Origin of the sequence: Aeromonas sp. 601027 (genome assembly GCF_049174455.1) — a bacterium.
Taxonomy (GTDB): domain Bacteria; phylum Pseudomonadota; class Gammaproteobacteria; order Enterobacterales; family Aeromonadaceae; genus Aeromonas; species Aeromonas veronii_A.
Genome location: NZ_JAAKTN010000002.1, coordinates 28,271 through 43,631, shown reverse-complemented (window position 1 = coordinate 43,631; position 15,361 = coordinate 28,271). Strand labels below are relative to the sequence as shown.

Sequence of the window (15,361 nt, the reverse complement as noted above, 5' to 3'; positions counted from 1 at the left end):
AGCGCTATTGCAACGCTGTGTTATTGCAGTACCACGCGCCCATTGAGGGGCTGCACCGGTCGGTTGTTGGGGTGGTGCATCACCGCCTTGAAGGCGTCGATCTGGGCCTGACTGACCTCAACCGGCTGCTTCATCACCAGCCAGCGCACCCCTTCCGAGCAGGGAGGCGTTGTAAGGGAACCGCTGAAGCGATAGTAGTCATGGCTTTCCGGCAGCAGTTGCTCAGCAGAGAGCGGCGCCTTGAGGGCCTGGATCTCCCCCACCTTGGCAGGTAATGCACTCCAAGCTGCCGCCAGCGCAGGATTGGCCTTGCCAGCCTCGAACATCACCGCCACCACGGCGATCTCTTCCTTGTCACTGACGTGCACCAGATGCCCTTCCAGCGGATAGGATTTGCCCTCGATGAGGTTTTCACTCGGGGCGTGGAAGTGGAACTGCTTGAGCTCAAACCTGGTGCCATCGAGTTGCAAAATGCTGCCCGGGGCATAACCGACCTGCACGGTATGACCATTGTTGACCACTGTGTTGCCACCCGCCTGATAGTGGAGTACCAGCGGGGCCAGTTTGGCCTCGACCAATCCGTTCAGGTCAACCGGCGACTGATTGCTACCCGCACACTGGCCAAACTCAGGGGTCAGCTTGGCCCAGTGGGTAGGCCCCGCCTCACCGCTATATTCCCAATGGGGGGTGGCAGCAAACACGACAGGGCACAGCAACAGGGAGCAGGCCAACAGAGACTTTCTCATCATACATCCTTATCTTGATTGAAAAGCACGACCATCCCCTACCCCGGATTGCGGGGCATGCAGAGATGGCATATCTGATACGCGGGATACAGAGCGGTAGAGCGACTTTCTAATGGTAACGAGCACGAGTTGGTCAATCGGTTTGACCGCGGCTCAATACAGAGTCGTTTGGCAAGTATATGGTGAGGGATCGGCAGAAACAGTGAAAGAGGGGGAAATTAATCAGCCGGCTATCCACTCATCGTCTGGCAGGCGCGGGGCAAGGTTCAGGGCGTCACGCTTTCATAACAACCATCCATAACAATCATCGCGGGAGTCCGGACTCCCGCGATGATTGCCGATAACGACAATTAACGGTCGCGATTCAACGCGATCAGACGATCAAGAATCTCTTCACCATCGGCGCGCAAACCGTTGTGCTCATATTCATTGGTGATCCAGGCACGACTGTTGCCAAGGCCACGCAGAGTTTCGCGACTGTAGTCAAACTCCACATACATATCCTCGGGATAGACGGCGCAGGCTACCGGCACCTTGTTGCGGGCAAGCTGTGCCGAGTCATAGAGCGCCCCCCAGTCAGCCTTGTTGGCCAACTTATGGGCAGCCTCTTTCAGGGGCAGCAACTCGCGGAACTGCTCGAACATCCAGGGGTAAACCATCTCGCCGGTGAAGGCGAAATCCTTGCCGGGTGCCCAGTTCACCGCCGGGAATTCCCCCCTGACCCGGGCGGCGGCCCAGCGAGTCGCCTCCCCTTCGGCATAGATAGCTTCGTGCAAGATGGCAAACAGCGGGTTGGTATTGAATGGCTGCATGCTCTGCACCTGATAGAGAAAGGCCGGGCTCAGCTTGTCACCGATAAAGGCCTCCTCCAGCAGGTAATAAAGCTCCTCAAAGGCACCCGTAGCGCCGAGATCCAGCCCTTGCTGCTGGAACTGCTCCACCGTCAGGCGCTGGCCGTTGGGCAGTCGCACATCGTGCTGGTGCAGATGGTTGGCCAGCCGGTTGGCAATCCCCTGAGCGTGGGGGAAGCGGGCGAAGAAGGCGCGGTTCTTGTCGGCCACCCGCTGGTAGGTGGCGCGGTAAACCTCCTCGGCACTGCGGCCGATCGGCGCGATACCGCCGGTGATATAGACCTCCCGCAGACTGTCAGGGAAAAACGAGAGATAGGTCAGGCAGCAAAAGCCGCCAAAGCTTTGCCCCAGCAGGCTCCAGCGATGCTTGGGGCTGAGCTCCTGCCGGATGAACTCGGCATCTTGCACTATGCTGTCGGCGCGAAAATGGCTGAGATACTCCGCCTGCTCGGTCGGTGTCATTTTGGCCAGAATATGCCCATGGATGGGGCTCGACATCCCGGTGCCACGCTGATCCAGCAGCAGCACTCTGAACTCCTGCAACGCCCGCTTGAGCCAACCACTGTTAGCCGTCGGGCGCGGCGCCCCGAATCCCGGCCCCCCTTGCAAAAACAGCAGCCAGGGCAACTTCTCATCGAGCTTGTCTTTACGGCAGAGGGTACGGGCAAACAGGGTAATGCTGTCACCATCCGGCTCATCATGATCGAGGGGAACGGTAAAAAAGTGCGGCTCGCAATGAATGCCGTCCAGTACATAGCTCAAGGGGCTGCTCATCTGGGATCTCTCCGTCAGGATGGGAACATCATTGATCCCATCATATCCCCGCCCTGCCTTGGGGTCACTCAGGTTTTCCAAAATGTTAACAATGGCTTAAAGGTCGAAACATCACCCGACAAGCCGCTCTTCAACGGTGCTGAATTGATTGTTTTGCGAGGGAGATTGACGCCATGGCGCCATTCAACAAAGATGGTTCGCCTGCACAGGAGTGCAGCCATTCAGGCCGACAAAATAGATAAGGGAATGTGATGAAACCGAAGTGGATCAGGGCCAGAAAAAGAGAGAAGAAGCCATGCCCTGGCAGCATGCTGCAGACCGGAATGCTGCTGTTCAGTGCCACCTGTGGCGCAACGCTCTTTTTGGCAGCATGCAACAGCAACTAGAAATGAAAAAGCCCGCTCGATTGAGCGGGCTTTTCGAATTTGGCTCCTCCTACTGGACTTGAACCAGTGACATACGGATTAACAGTCCGCCGTTCTACCGACTGAACTAAGGAGGAATTGTGGTGCCCAGAGACGGAATCGAACCGCCGACACGGGGATTTTCAATCCCCTGCTCTACCGACTGAGCTATCTGGGCAACGGCGCGCATTAAACCCTTTCTGGACGGGGGTGTCAACCTTGTTGGCCCAGTTTCTGGCATGTTTTTGCATAGGGTGAACTAAGTGGCGAGATAGTGTGCAAGGATCCCCTGACTCCACACCGGGATCCGGTTGTCGGTAGGTTCTCCTATCGAGGTTTTTTCCCTGGATGGAATTGGCTTTTTCGCTCTCTCACCCATCCCGAGCTTCCAACAAGTGAGCCCATTTTTTGTCAAAGAACGGATGAACCAACCTGCATGTTTTTTGTGCGCTGAAAAGTTACCAGAAATTGACCAGACAGGGATTGGTGCGTCGATACAGAAGGACCTCCGGTCGCTCAACTTTTGTATCTGCTTTTGAAGAAGAGTGATAACCCCTACAGCAAGAGCTGTAGGGGAAGTAAATACTTGTGTTCAATGCAGTGTTTTAGATCAAAAATCGTACAGCACGGCGGGGGGAACAAAAAAAATAAAAATATTTTTCTGCCACAAAATCGGACTCTATTGAGTTTCTTTTTTCTGATTCTTTAGAGGGGGACAAAAACTGATTTCGACTCAACTGCTATGGAAAAAATTTGTAAAGCACAAAACATACCATGTGCAGGGAAGTCTGTTTTTATAAGGCATTATCAGATGGTTACGCTCTGGAGCGGGTCTTCCATTTCAGTTTTTCTTGGTTCAACATGCTTCTCAATGAACCGCCAAGGTGGGGGTTCTAGATAAGAGGAGTTGCGATGTCCAAAGAGACTGTAGCTCCAACTGACGATGGTACTAAGTTGGAGGTGTGCAGTTCAAAGCAGCGTGAATGCAGAGATAGATACGAACCATCACTGACGTGGCTCATTTATCCATCTGGACTCAAGGTAGGCTATCTTAATTTCACTCGAAAGAAAAGGCGCTATCGGAAGTCAATTGCGAGCACAAATGAAGCTAGCGTTCGAGAGATCCGTGACCAAGCACGGAAAATGAAGGCGGAGTGCATCAATGATCCGGAAGGATTTATGCAGACCTACTTTGACAGCTTGTCTCTAGCGTGTTTAGTGAATGGAAATTTTCTATCCGCAATGCGAGTTACGCGGCGTTCATATAAGACTATCGAATACCGGGTTAAGCCTATTTTGGCTGCTTTAGGTGAAAAGCCAGTAAATAGAATTACCCGTTATGATATCGAAAGTTTTCTTGCAGAAAAAAATAAAACGAAATCCGTTGCAACGGTGAATCGTTACCTCGCTCAGATCAAGGCAATAATGTCCTTTGCAGTTGAGCGCGGCATTATCAAATCATCGCCAGCAGCAGGTATCCCGGCAAAGCATGAAGCTGTTTTGCCACCCAAGGGGTTGCCTGATGAGGTGGTGAATAAGGTAGTCCATCGTTTGATGAAAGACATCGACGATGAAAAAGCTAGGCTTCTGCTGTTCCTGTTTGCAACAGGGGGCAGGCTGGGTGAGGCCCGAGCGCTACAACTTCAAGATTGTAATATCAATCGACAGATTGCGTATTTGCCCACCAGTAAGTCTGGTCGAGAAAGGCTCATACCACTTAATCATTTCGCGCTGGAGTTGATTCGACTCCAATTCCAGCGCCATGGCACGACCGGTCTGCTCTTTAGAGGCCTGGATGGTGTTTCTCAGATTTCCGAGCCACGTCGGTATTGGTACCGGGTTTGTAATGATTGCGGACTCTCAGGAGTACGCATCCATGATGCCCGTCATACCGTCGCTACCTCGCTGTTAAACCAAGGTTGCTCGCTGGATGTACTTCAAAAAGTGCTGGGCCATAGCTCGCCAAAAATGACTGAGCGATATGCCCGTTTCCACGATACCACTTTGGTCAATGCCGTAAACAAATTATCCACCCAGTGGGATCTCCCACGTATTTCTTGATAACCCAATTAAGGAGTGGGGGAATAAACTTCCCCCAATATTAACCATGAATACATCCATTATCAATTCTTCTTCTGGGTCCGTGAGTCAATTGGAGGGCCAGATTGTCGATCTTCCACAACACACCTCGCAGGCTATGGTTGTGGCCCCTGAGCAGACTTATGGCGACCACGGTATAAGGGCTTGGATCGCTAGAGAATTTAGTGAGATCAACGCTTGGTCTGAAGAAGCACGCTACCTTGCGAGCCCTGAAGGGCACAAGTTAAACAAGGACAAAGAGCTAGAGGAGTGCCCAGTTTGGCAAGATGGCACCCCTCTGGCTCATACCAAGCAACAGTTGATGGATTGGCGAACCTCTCCATTATTACCTGAGGGTTATGCTATTACCCCGGATGGCAAGACCATGAACATGGCTGGTAAAGAGTCCACAGTGCTCATTGTTGGAGTGATGTTGCCCATTGCCAAATACAACAGTGGTGGTCTATTTGAGGCCATCGAATTTGCCACTATTGACCCTGATGGTCAGTTGGTCTCGTTTACTATCAACATCGAGTCCGTTCATAGTGACTTGAAAAAGATCAAGGCGATGCTGGGCTCTCACCTTATTGCTTATCATTCAGCTACCGAAGTGCAGCTCGTTAGCTTTATCCAGAAATGTGCAAAGATGGGCTCTATAGAGACTATCCCACTGGTGGAACAACCTGGATTTGTGCCTGGAAAGACAGTCTATGTTACCCATGAAGAAGCGTTGACGCGTGGCGGTTGGCCTGATGAGGGGTTGCGCCGTTACCAACTTCGCAATCCCATAGCGCAGCTCAGCTCTCAGGGTTCCCATGAGGAGTGGGTGCAGCATGTCGCGGAGTCGGTTCGACATACCCCGATCATGTTGTTTTCGATATTGGTGATGCTGGCGAATGTGCTGCTAAACCTGCTGCAAAAGGGAACGACCATCGTTCACTTTTATGGCTTGAGCTCGACTGGGAAGACAACGTTAGCTCAAGTGGCCCAGAGTGTTGTAGGACGAGCCACGGACCCCAGCGAGGACGGTGGTTCTGCTATCCGCAAGTGGCACAATACTCTTAATGCACTGTTATCACTTATCGAAAGGCACCATGGGATGGGTTTGGTGCTCGACGAGCTGGGTTCGTTCATCGGGAAGCATTTCGGCTCGACCATGTACGCAATGACGAACGGACAGCGCAAGGGGCGTTGTGACAAAACTGGAGCTGTGATTGAAACCCATAGTACCGCAGCACTCTGTATTATTTCGACGGGTGAGTTGAGTACGGACGACTATCTGCGAAAAACGGGTGACAGTGTTAACTCAGGCGCTCGAGTGCGGATCCCCAACATCGAGGTTTATCCCGATGATGCTAGACTGTCCGACGAAAGCCTGACTCAAACCAAGGCCCGGATTGATCAACTCAAAGCGGCCTGTGGGACATACTACGGCACTGCCCTCCCAGCTTTGGCACAAGGGCTTCTGAACCTGCCAGAGGCCACTTCCCATGAAGCGTTGAAACAGCTAGTTCGTGATCGGTTTAAAGAGTGCTCCGAGCGTCTGATACTGTTGGTCGATGGCGCTACGGATTCACCTCTGGTTCGCCGTGGTCTGGATTTCTTCGCTATGACGCTGGCTACCGGCTTGTATAGTATCGAACTGGGAGTGTTGCCCTATCGCGAGGAGGAGGTCGAGGCCGCCGTGGTCGAGAGCGCTAAGCGCTGGGTCGCTTCTTTGGGGGAACAACTGGATGACATCAGCCGTGCCATTCGCCACTTTCAGGAGCAATTGGCACTTAAGCGCCAGCTGTTCTTGGATATAGAATCTACTCATCATAAGGATCATATAGGTGTGATCCGTAACAAGCGGCTTATGGTCCGTGTTGGGCACTTCAATAAGATGGTTCCCCAATTCGGTGAGCAGGTACTGAAACGGCTGGAAGAGCAAGGTTATCTCATTCGTACCGAAAAGGATCGCCCTACCACGCGTATCAAGCGTCGCACAGCTAACATCTTTGACGGCCAGTATTACGCATTCGACTATGACAAGATTATGGGCTTGGATGGTGAGGATGACCATGAGCCGGAGGTGGTTCAGCCACCGAAGAAGACCAAGTTCACACGTCGTCGGTGAGGATGAGCGGAAGGGAGCTGCCTCCCCTAAATCGGAGATGCAGGAACAAATAGCGGATGTTGAGCCGTTTTAAGAATAGGGGGCCAGTGCGAACTGGCCCCCTTGCTTTATGGGAGCCGGTAGCAGATTGCCGTGGTGGCAGCGTGGATACTCGGGACTGCGAATATTGTCAGTCCTGGGGTGTGACTGAGGCTGTAGCCAGAAGGAGGAGGATCGTTTCAGCAGGCCGAGAAGGCCAGGATAAGCTTGTTGTGGAGGTTTGGAGGGCGGTGAGGCCAAAGCGGCTCATTGGGTCGCTAAACCGCGATACGGGTGTCTCGCCGTGAGGGGAGATACCGACGCTACACACTGGTGTGCTCCCTGTCGATCTCCTCGCACATCAGCTGGTGTTGTCGAACGGTCTAAAAAAGAGGCCAGTGCCGACCGGCCCTGACCTCTGCATTTTCCGCGGACTACTGACAGGTTCCCCAGTTTATGCCGTCCGTGCCACATTCCAGGCTATGAGTACCGTTCGCATAGGTTGTCTGCTTCTGATAGAGGCCGTTGCTGTCGTAACTGGTTCTGATGGTATTGCCATTTTCACTGGCCGTCATGCTCTTGACCCAGCTAGCCGCATCAGGATCTTGGGATGGTTCGTCATACTGATAGGGGAGGGCTTCGAGAGCCGCAGTGAGCTCACCCATATTCAGGGTGGATAGCTGCCCTTCCAGACCTACCCAGTCGTTCAGGAAGCTGAATGCTCCCGCCTGCCGGTTATAGATGAACTGGGTGACGTAACTCAGATCATTGGCGTCATAGCTGATAGTGGCGTAACGGTGGGTGATCGCTGCCGCCACATCGTCAGGAGCACAGTCGTTGAAGCTCTCTGCCGATGCTTCGGCCAGATTCACCAGTGTGTACGTCTTGGCGTTTGAGCGGGCCGAGAAGGTTTCCTTGATGTCACAGCTATAGGGGGTGTTGTCCCCATGGCGCGACTCAAAGTCGTAGCGGGTTGTGTAGGTGTAGTTATTGCCTGTCACTTGGCGCTCTTCACCGTAGATGATGGTCTTGATGATTTGCGCGAAATCATCGCTCACCTTCACCAGCTCGGTGCTGCTCTGGGCTGCCCCTTGTAACTGGGTTTCACGATACCAAGCCTCCGGATAGGCATTGTTGTGATCGCGACTATCCCCCTTGTGGTAATCGACATAGACAAAGGTGGCGTCCGGATTGTCCCGTTTCAAGGCTTCTGTTTCGGTGAAGGACTGCTGCAAGCCGCGCACGATCTCCTGGGCCAGGGTGGCAGCCTCGCTATCACCGTTAGCGATGAAGTCCGTATACAACTTCTGCTCGGAAATGTTGTAGTGACTGACAACACGGCTGACGGCCTGTTTCATCGAGGCGATCAACTGCTCCTGCTTTTGCCGGTTCGCCATGACGGTCTGGCAAGTTGTCTGGGATTGGGCTGCCAGCTCACTTTCTACACTGCTCCATAGCACCGTGGTCAGCGGCGTCACATGGTAGACATCATCCTTGGTGATGGGGGCAAAGGTGGGAGGAAGGACCATCTGATAGGCTTCTGTTACCGGGCCAAGATCCTGGTCCACGGCATCCACGGGCACATCGACCACCAAGGGCGCGTATTGAGCGCAGGTTTGCAGGTCTACCGGCAGCTCTAACCGATAATCACCGGCATCATTGGTGGTTGTCTTGGGTTCACCATCATCCCACTGACGGTTGAAATTGAGATCGAGATAGACGGTCGCGCCTTGAATGTATCCATCAATCGCCTTGCCTGACATGGTCAGGGCGCTTGGAGAGGCTGGATTCCCCGTATCGCCACCACCACCGCCACAACCTGATAAAGTCGCCATCAACATCATGGCCAAGATAGTTTTCTGCATCGTTAGTTTCCCGTTTTATTGTTGATATGCGATAACGCTCAGAGCCTGGGCCGCCATCATGGTGATGGTTTTAGCTCGATACTCTGCCGTAAAATGTTGATTGAAATGTGATTTGTGAGTTTTTACTCGCCATGCTTCTCGTTGCTATTTCGGCGCATCAGGGGACGGACAGATCCGTCTCGCATACGATGACCTCGCACTCTGATGGATCGGGGAAGTCTCCGCCTTCGTCGGTGACATATATCTTGTCGGCATGAACACGGTAGTTACCCGCCGGGGTCAGCAGTGGGTTTTCATACATGCCCTGATAATCGACAGAGACAGTGGTCGCACCATGGGATCTCAATGTGACGCGTCCATTGGGGGCGATAGTGATGGATTGTTGAGTGCCACTTTCACCCCCGAAGTTGAAATAGCGGGTTCCCGTGAACGGCAGCGCCACAGCTTGTTGCTGTGGATCCCCGGTATGGTCAGCACCTCTGGCGCTCTGGCACATTTTCTCTAGCAGCAGATCCAGCATCCCCTCAGACTGGGGGCGCCCGTTAATCTCCAGCGCCTCCACAGAAAAACCATCGTCTTGCATCCAGACCTGCACCATGGCCCGTGCGGGCTGACTGGCATAGGTGATGGTGCCGCTGACATTCACCAACTTCCGACCATCCGCCGCTTTCCCGCCGGTCCACTCGGGATCTTCGAAGAAGCTGTTGACCATCTTCTCGACGGTGATCTTCGGGCACATCTCCAGCTCGCTTTCCTTGAGGGTTGCTACATCCAGCAGGCTGAGCAAACCGGCCTGAGCACCTGTCGAGCAGAGCATCAGTAAACCAGCGGCCATTTTCATGTTCATGGAAGGCACTCCTCACCACACCCATGAAAACGCGGATATGGGGCGGTAGTTATAGCGACGGTCAAACTCCTCCTGTGTCAGGCACAAAACACGGATGAACTCGATCACGGACAAGACCAGGGGAAGGCCGGTGGTGCAGAGCGCTAAGTAGATAAGCCCCCAGCCCCAGTTCCCGGTGTAGAACTTATGCAGACCAATGCCGCCGCCCAAGAATGCGAGCACAGCGGTGAGCCCCTTGCGCTTGCCACGGTGCGCAACGGCGTTTGCGCCGTTTAGCGGTGCCTGCGGGGGAGTGGTCGCGGCAGAGGGTTGCTGGGAGGATGTTGCCCCCTCTTTAATCGGCCATGCCGCGATATCGATAGGCTTCAGCAGCTCATCCGTGATTGCCCTAGCTTTCTTCTTGGCGGCGCCGAAGGTATCGATGGCATCGACAAACGAGCCATTGAGGGTGAGCTGTATGGTCTCATCGCCTTGGGAGGCAAAATTCACGGTGATGCGCAACCCGAAAGGGTTAAAGCCATATTTCCATGCGGCTTCGATCCTGCCTTGTGTGCGCTCGACGGTTTTTAACGTGCCGCCCTGGGCTTGCAAATGGGCGGCGACATGCTCGAAGAGTGGCTCATAGGGACTGGTGGAGCAAAGAGTGTTGTCGGACACTTTTTGCAGGCTGATGGTGTTCATGCATTACTCCTTGGGTATCGACTGCGGGATGGTTGACGACAATGTGAAACAGCGGCGACAGGTGGTGTCGCGGCATGTCAGGCGGTGTCGCCAGATGTATAAACTGGGATCTTTGTCACACATGGGTCAGGGCGGAGCCTGGCTCATCAGGGTCAATAGATGGCGTAAATCACGGACGATCTGCTCATGGATAAAACCGGGTGAGATCACGGTCAGTCCCGGCATCCAGGATTTGATGACGGGCAGAATTTGATTGGCATCGAGCACGCGACTGCTCAATAACAGCGCACCATCATCCAGGGTTTTGACAATCTCCTGCTCGGGCAGCAACGGGCGATGCTGAAAGTTGATGGCGATGGAGGCACTGGCCTTGAGGAGCACCTCGATCATGCCGGAGCGCCAGAGCGTCGGATCGGTATCGATTTGTCGCGCAATGAGCGCATCACGGGTGAAGGTCTGTTGCGATAGCTCAACCAGCGCGATGGAGCTCAGCGGATAGGCTTGCAACCGCCCCTCGCTGACGCCGACCAAGTGCCAGGTGCCCTTGTAGTTGACAAGCTGATAGGGGCTAAACAGTTGCTTGCGCTGGTCTTTGGTGATGAGCCAGCATTGCAGATGCTGGGTCAGTGCCTGCTCTAATACCGGTAACTGATGGCTCAGTGAGTCGGTGGACTGGGCATCGAATCCCTTGATAGCGAAGAGGCTTGGGGTGTCTCTGTCCAGCAGCTGACCCAGACGATATTCACTGGCGTGGGGGAACAGGTCGGTGATGCCAAGCTGTTCGGCCAGCTTTCGCACCTTTCCGTCGTTCTTGTGATTGAGGAACCCTGGATCCAGCCAGTATTGCTGGCTACGGTGCTCTATCGGTAAATAACTGAGGCGTTGATTGAAATCCCGCTGCAGGGTGCGCACGGTGACGTTGTACTCGGTGGCCAGATCACTCAGGTGCAGCTTCTCACCGCTGTACAGGCGGGTGAGGAGCATACCGAGGCGTTGAGCAATCTTGTCGTGTTCGTGCATACCATCACAGAAGGGGAATAACCGTGTCGCGGATTATCTAGACAGGCCGCGACACGGCGTGACGAATTGGTTGGCAGGCAGTTTTTCGCAAAACCCATCATCGGCGATGGGCTTTTGTCATCAGGTGAGGGGTTTTGTTATCAACCGGCGAGAAGCGATTGAGAAGGCTCATAAGCCCCGACAGATTTTGTGTAGCGGTTTGTCGGGACGGTCGCTGAAAACGGATCATTGGGCTGCTAAACAGCGATATCGGTATCTCACCACTGGATGAGATACCGACATACCTAGCTGGCATGAACCCACTCGCCCTCTTCGGGAAGCGGCAGCGGCTTGGATGGTACAGAGCTGGTCAGGGCATCATGGATGCAGTTGGCTATTTTCTGGCTGGTCTGCTGCATCCGAGTGTTATGCAGGTGAGCATAACGCAGTGATGTCTGACTGCTACGGTGCCCTAACTGGGATTGCACATCAAACAGGGTGCCGCCGTTGGAGACAATCAACGCTGCTACCGAATGACGGCAGGTGTGCAGGCACACGCCCTCCTTATCTATACCGGCCCGCGCCAGCATCCGCTGAAAACCCTTGGTGGGATTCTGCAATGGCTGCCCTTGCCGCTTGCCAGGGAACAGATAGGGATTTCCCTCTGTCACCGGCAAGTAGTTCAACAGCTCCACCGCCATATGGTTCAGGTGCAACACACGGCTATGGCCGTTCTTGGTGTGGGGAATGTATAGGGTCTTGTCCTCCTTGTTGTAGTGCTGCCATTTGGCCCTTGCCAGCTCGGCCCGACGCAAGCCGGTGAGCAGCAACATCTTGACGTACTGACCGGTATAGAAACTCTCATGCTGATCGGCGGCCCGGAACAGGCGGCGTATTTCATCTGGGGTGAAGTAGCGTTCGCGTCGATTGTTCTCTCGCAGTAACGACACCAAGGCTGCGGGATTGTCCTTGATCAGTCCGGCACGGGCCGCCCAGGTCATGATGGCCTTGAGCAATGCTAATACTCGATTGCAGGTGGCCGGGGTGAGGCGCTTGAGCAACATCTGTTGCATGTTCTGGATGCGGGTAACGGTGATCTCTTCCGGGATCAGGTTGCCGAAGATGGGCCGTAGGTGATTACGGAAGCGATGTTCATCCGTCTTCCAACTGCGATTTCTCGATTGCAGATAGGGGAGATAGTCTTCCTGAAACAAATTGCTCAGGGTCTTCTGATTACGCTTGTCCTCCTTGGCTTGTTGCGGGTCAATGCCTTCGGCGATCTTGCGTTTGTAGTCGAGCGCGAGCTTGCGAGCCGCGCTGACATCCAACGCGGGATAATGCCCGATGGCAATCGCCCGCTTGCGCCCATGTATCTGATAGCGCAGCAGGAACTTGCGACGCCCCTCCCCCTTGCCAACCAGACAGCGCAGACCGGTCACGTCAGTATCTGAATACTCCGCTTCGGTACTGCGAGCGTCATCTGGGTTAGGGGGTAGATCGGCAATTCGCCGATTGGTGAATTTAAATCGGGTGGGTGTTTCGTTCATGGTTCGCTCCTCAAGATGTGAGCTGGTGCAACAGGGCATAAGCCTCCTTCACAGTGGAAAGGAGGTCTAATCCCCGTCTCTGGCTTGGCGATTGAAATGGTCGTTGCTCATCGCGCCTTGGCCTGGCTGGCCCGGCACGATGACAACGCGGGAAAGGTGAGTGAGCAGATGGCCGCCCCGGTCGCTACCCGGTCCGATCCCGTAAAAATGCTACCGAGCCCCGTGTCCGCCCCGTGTGAGCGGGGGGAAACGGGGCTGGTTTTTCCCTTCGAGTGATTGGGCTTTTCCATCTCAACCCCGTGAACCCGCGAAATTTGCGGAAATAATGGGGGAGTAAATGAATTGGTCGGGTTGCCCCGCATATTCACGGCGAGCCCCGTGCCCGCCCCGCTCGAACGGGAGGAAACGGGGCGCGTTTTTCCCTTGGAGAGACTGGATAAATCGACGCCAACCCCGTGAACCCGTGAAATTTGCGCATTAATAGGGAGGGATCATTCAGTGGCTACCCTGATCGCGTAGACACCCAACGACAGGTAGGTGAGGAAATTGCCCTCCCATAATTCATAGAACTCACCCAACTCAGACAACGGCACCACATGCGCATAGGCAACCAGCCCTTCCTGGCTTGAGAAGTCAAAATCGACCTCCTTAGCCAATTCGGCATAGTCACCCATGCCGACATAGGAAAAGTCCGTCATATAGACCAAGGACCATAGATTTCCTCGGCGTTGCAGACGGATTTCCACCGGATGAAAGCCACCACTCTCCGGGCCATAACCCGGATCACGGAAGTTCATCGTGACAGCACGGGCTTGTAGCCACGTGGGGTGGTGCGTGTTCAGCAGGTCGGTCAGACATACTGCGAACTGGCGTGAAACCGGCAGAGGGAGCCCCTGCCAGTTCAGTGCTATGTCACGGTTGCTCATTGTTGGGCCTCCTCACTGGCCGCCGGGTCTGCGGTTTCAACTTCACCCCCTGTCTCATCCATCTTGTCTGACAAACCGGCCTGGTCGTTGGCTGTTTCCAAAAACTGGGGCTCATTGCCTTTCTCGATGGTTATCTCATCGGTCGTGTCATCTTGGCCCTTCTGCCCCTTGGCTTTTCCCTTGCGAGCCTGTTTATCCATATTGGTCGGTTCATCCAACTGAGTTGACCAGTCACTGAGAGAGAGACCGACCCGGTGGAACGGTGAGTTGGGCTCGGCGGCGACCAGCAACTTTTCAGATCGCAGGATGGCGGCGAGGAAACCGTGGTTATTGGCACTGCCTCGAACAAACAACGCCTTGAGCGCCACCGATTTGAATGGCGCATCCTTGAGGATGTCCAGCAGAGCCAGGATGTCATCGAGCGATAACCAGTGTTTGCTAAACAGGCCACCCGTGTCGTTGGCGGTAATGCGAAGGGCGTAGCGACCTTCATCGTTCTTGCCCACGTCGTAGTGCAGCAAACCACTGGCCCGTGCGCTGATCTTCGGGGCCTTGGAGGATTTAATAACAGTCCAGACCGGAGCAGCCGACGCTGCCGGTGGTGTGGCTTTAGCCATGATGAAATTCCTTCTGAAGGGATTACTTGAAGAAGTCAGCCGCTTTGCTGCGATGACCTTGATGGATATGACTGCCTAACGAGGCTATGGCACCGCTGATGACCCCCAGGTCATCGGTGAGACCCACGCCGGGGATAAAGTCCGGTACGGCATCGACCGGGCAGAGCAAATAGGCGAGTGCGCTGACCACGATGGTCTTGACCCACACAGGCGTCTGCTCGTCGGCCATCAACAGATAGAGCAAGACGGCCTGCTCAACCAGCAGCTTCATGCCCTTGATGTGTTTGAGCTTGGCGAGTAGCGAGGAGCGGTTGATCTCGGTCATGCGGCCCACTCCCCATCCCACTCTGACTCTAGCGCCAGACTGACCACGCCATCGCTGATATCCAGGACCGGACCAGAATTCCGGGCGGTGACGTTGAGCAACTTGAACACCGGATGGCCTTTATCGTGCAGCGCCACTTGCGTGCCCTCCAGAGCAATCCAGCGCTCCGGTAACGGCAACCAGTAGACGGCCTGCTCGGCGCTGTCCGTGGTGAAGCTGCTGTCACCCATGTCCCACACCTCTTCAAAGATGCCGTTGTCCAGGTCATGGGTGGCCTGACCGGAAAAGCGGGCAATCGACAGCACCAACTGCCCTATCTGAGTCGAGGGCAGTTGGTGCAAGGTGTAGATATTGGTATGACTGAAGATGGCGACCAATACCGGCAGACCGGGCATTGGCAACGATTCCGGTACATAACGACCGTGGATGCGGATGGCTTTGATCAGTTGATGATGGCGCAGCAGTGCTCGCGACAGGGTATCCAGATAATCCTGAGTCGCGTTTTTGCCTTCGCCAATGGCATCGAACAATGAAAGTTCAGACATGGATGTTCTCCTTGGATGTTC

At 54.4% G+C, this 15,361-nt stretch carries 13 protein-coding genes and 2 tRNA genes; 2 read left to right on the top strand and 13 right to left on the bottom strand.

The genetic code is table 11. The features are described 5' to 3' along the window. Positions 1-20 precede the first annotated feature (20 nt). From G5193_RS03980 to G5193_RS03965, 4 genes are all read right to left on the bottom strand, one after another. The gene (locus G5193_RS03980; RefSeq protein WP_216954309.1) at positions 21-746 is read right to left on the bottom strand and encodes a carbonic anhydrase; all 726 of its coding nucleotides are present in this window, start codon (positions 744-746) and stop codon (positions 21-23) included. Positions 747-1,096: 350 nt separating this feature from the next. Further along, positions 1,097-2,371: an alpha/beta fold hydrolase gene (locus G5193_RS03975; protein ID WP_421205028.1), complete on the bottom strand. Its 1,275-nt coding sequence runs from the start codon at positions 2,369-2,371 to the stop codon at positions 1,097-1,099. A 426-nt stretch (positions 2,372-2,797) separates the two neighbouring features. Next, positions 2,798-2,873, bottom strand: a tRNA-Asn gene (locus G5193_RS03970). 4 nt (positions 2,874-2,877) lie between these two features. Beyond that, a tRNA-Phe gene (locus tag G5193_RS03965) sits at positions 2,878-2,953 on the bottom strand. A 734-nt stretch (positions 2,954-3,687) separates the two neighbouring features. On the opposite strand from G5193_RS03965, the gene G5193_RS03960 reads away from it, so the two are divergent. Then, positions 3,688-4,836, top strand: a complete 1,149-nt coding sequence (locus G5193_RS03960; RefSeq protein ID WP_421205026.1) for a tyrosine-type recombinase/integrase — start codon at positions 3,688-3,690, stop codon at positions 4,834-4,836. Between the two features lie 46 nt (positions 4,837-4,882). Beyond that, a complete protein-coding gene (locus G5193_RS03955; protein ID WP_261999405.1) occupies positions 4,883-6,970 on the top strand; it encodes a DUF927 domain-containing protein in 2,088 nt (695 codons plus the stop codon). Between the two features lie 452 nt (positions 6,971-7,422). Here G5193_RS03955 and G5193_RS03950 read toward each other — a convergent pair whose 3' ends face one another. The 9 genes from G5193_RS03950 to G5193_RS03910 form a co-directional block, all read right to left on the bottom strand. Then, on the bottom strand, positions 7,423-8,853 hold the full coding sequence (locus G5193_RS03950) for a hypothetical protein (RefSeq protein WP_421205024.1): 1,431 nt from the start codon (positions 8,851-8,853) through the stop codon (positions 7,423-7,425). Between the two features lie 157 nt (positions 8,854-9,010). Then, on the bottom strand, positions 9,011-9,700 hold the full coding sequence (locus G5193_RS03945; RefSeq protein WP_421205022.1) for a hypothetical protein: 690 nt from the start codon (positions 9,698-9,700) through the stop codon (positions 9,011-9,013). 12 nt (positions 9,701-9,712) lie between these two features. Continuing rightward, positions 9,713-10,381, bottom strand: a complete 669-nt coding sequence (locus tag G5193_RS03940; protein WP_421205020.1) for a TM2 domain-containing protein — start codon at positions 10,379-10,381, stop codon at positions 9,713-9,715. A gap of 126 nt (positions 10,382-10,507) precedes the next feature. Continuing rightward, positions 10,508-11,401 (bottom strand): helix-turn-helix transcriptional regulator, encoded by an 894-nt coding sequence (locus G5193_RS03935; protein WP_223951872.1) that lies wholly within the window; start codon positions 11,399-11,401, stop codon positions 10,508-10,510. Between the two features lie 284 nt (positions 11,402-11,685). Further along, positions 11,686-12,927, bottom strand: a complete 1,242-nt coding sequence (locus G5193_RS03930) for a tyrosine-type recombinase/integrase (RefSeq protein WP_421205018.1) — start codon at positions 12,925-12,927, stop codon at positions 11,686-11,688. A gap of 491 nt (positions 12,928-13,418) precedes the next feature. Next, the gene (locus tag G5193_RS03925; protein ID WP_408837505.1) at positions 13,419-13,853 is read right to left on the bottom strand and encodes a DUF2787 family protein; all 435 of its coding nucleotides are present in this window, start codon (positions 13,851-13,853) and stop codon (positions 13,419-13,421) included. Further along, positions 13,850-14,470, bottom strand: coding sequence for a hypothetical protein (locus G5193_RS03920; protein ID WP_421205016.1), 621 nt, complete (start codon positions 14,468-14,470; stop codon positions 13,850-13,852). Before G5193_RS03920 ends, G5193_RS03925 begins: the two co-directional genes overlap by 4 nt. A 22-nt stretch (positions 14,471-14,492) precedes the next feature. Continuing rightward, positions 14,493-14,795: a YkvA family protein gene (locus tag G5193_RS03915; protein ID WP_029304363.1), complete on the bottom strand. Its 303-nt coding sequence runs from the start codon at positions 14,793-14,795 to the stop codon at positions 14,493-14,495. Next, positions 14,792-15,340: a hypothetical protein gene (locus G5193_RS03910; protein WP_421205014.1), complete on the bottom strand. Its 549-nt coding sequence runs from the start codon at positions 15,338-15,340 to the stop codon at positions 14,792-14,794. The genes G5193_RS03915 and G5193_RS03910 overlap by 4 nt, the downstream gene beginning before the upstream one ends. Positions 15,341-15,361: the final 21 nt, after the last annotated feature.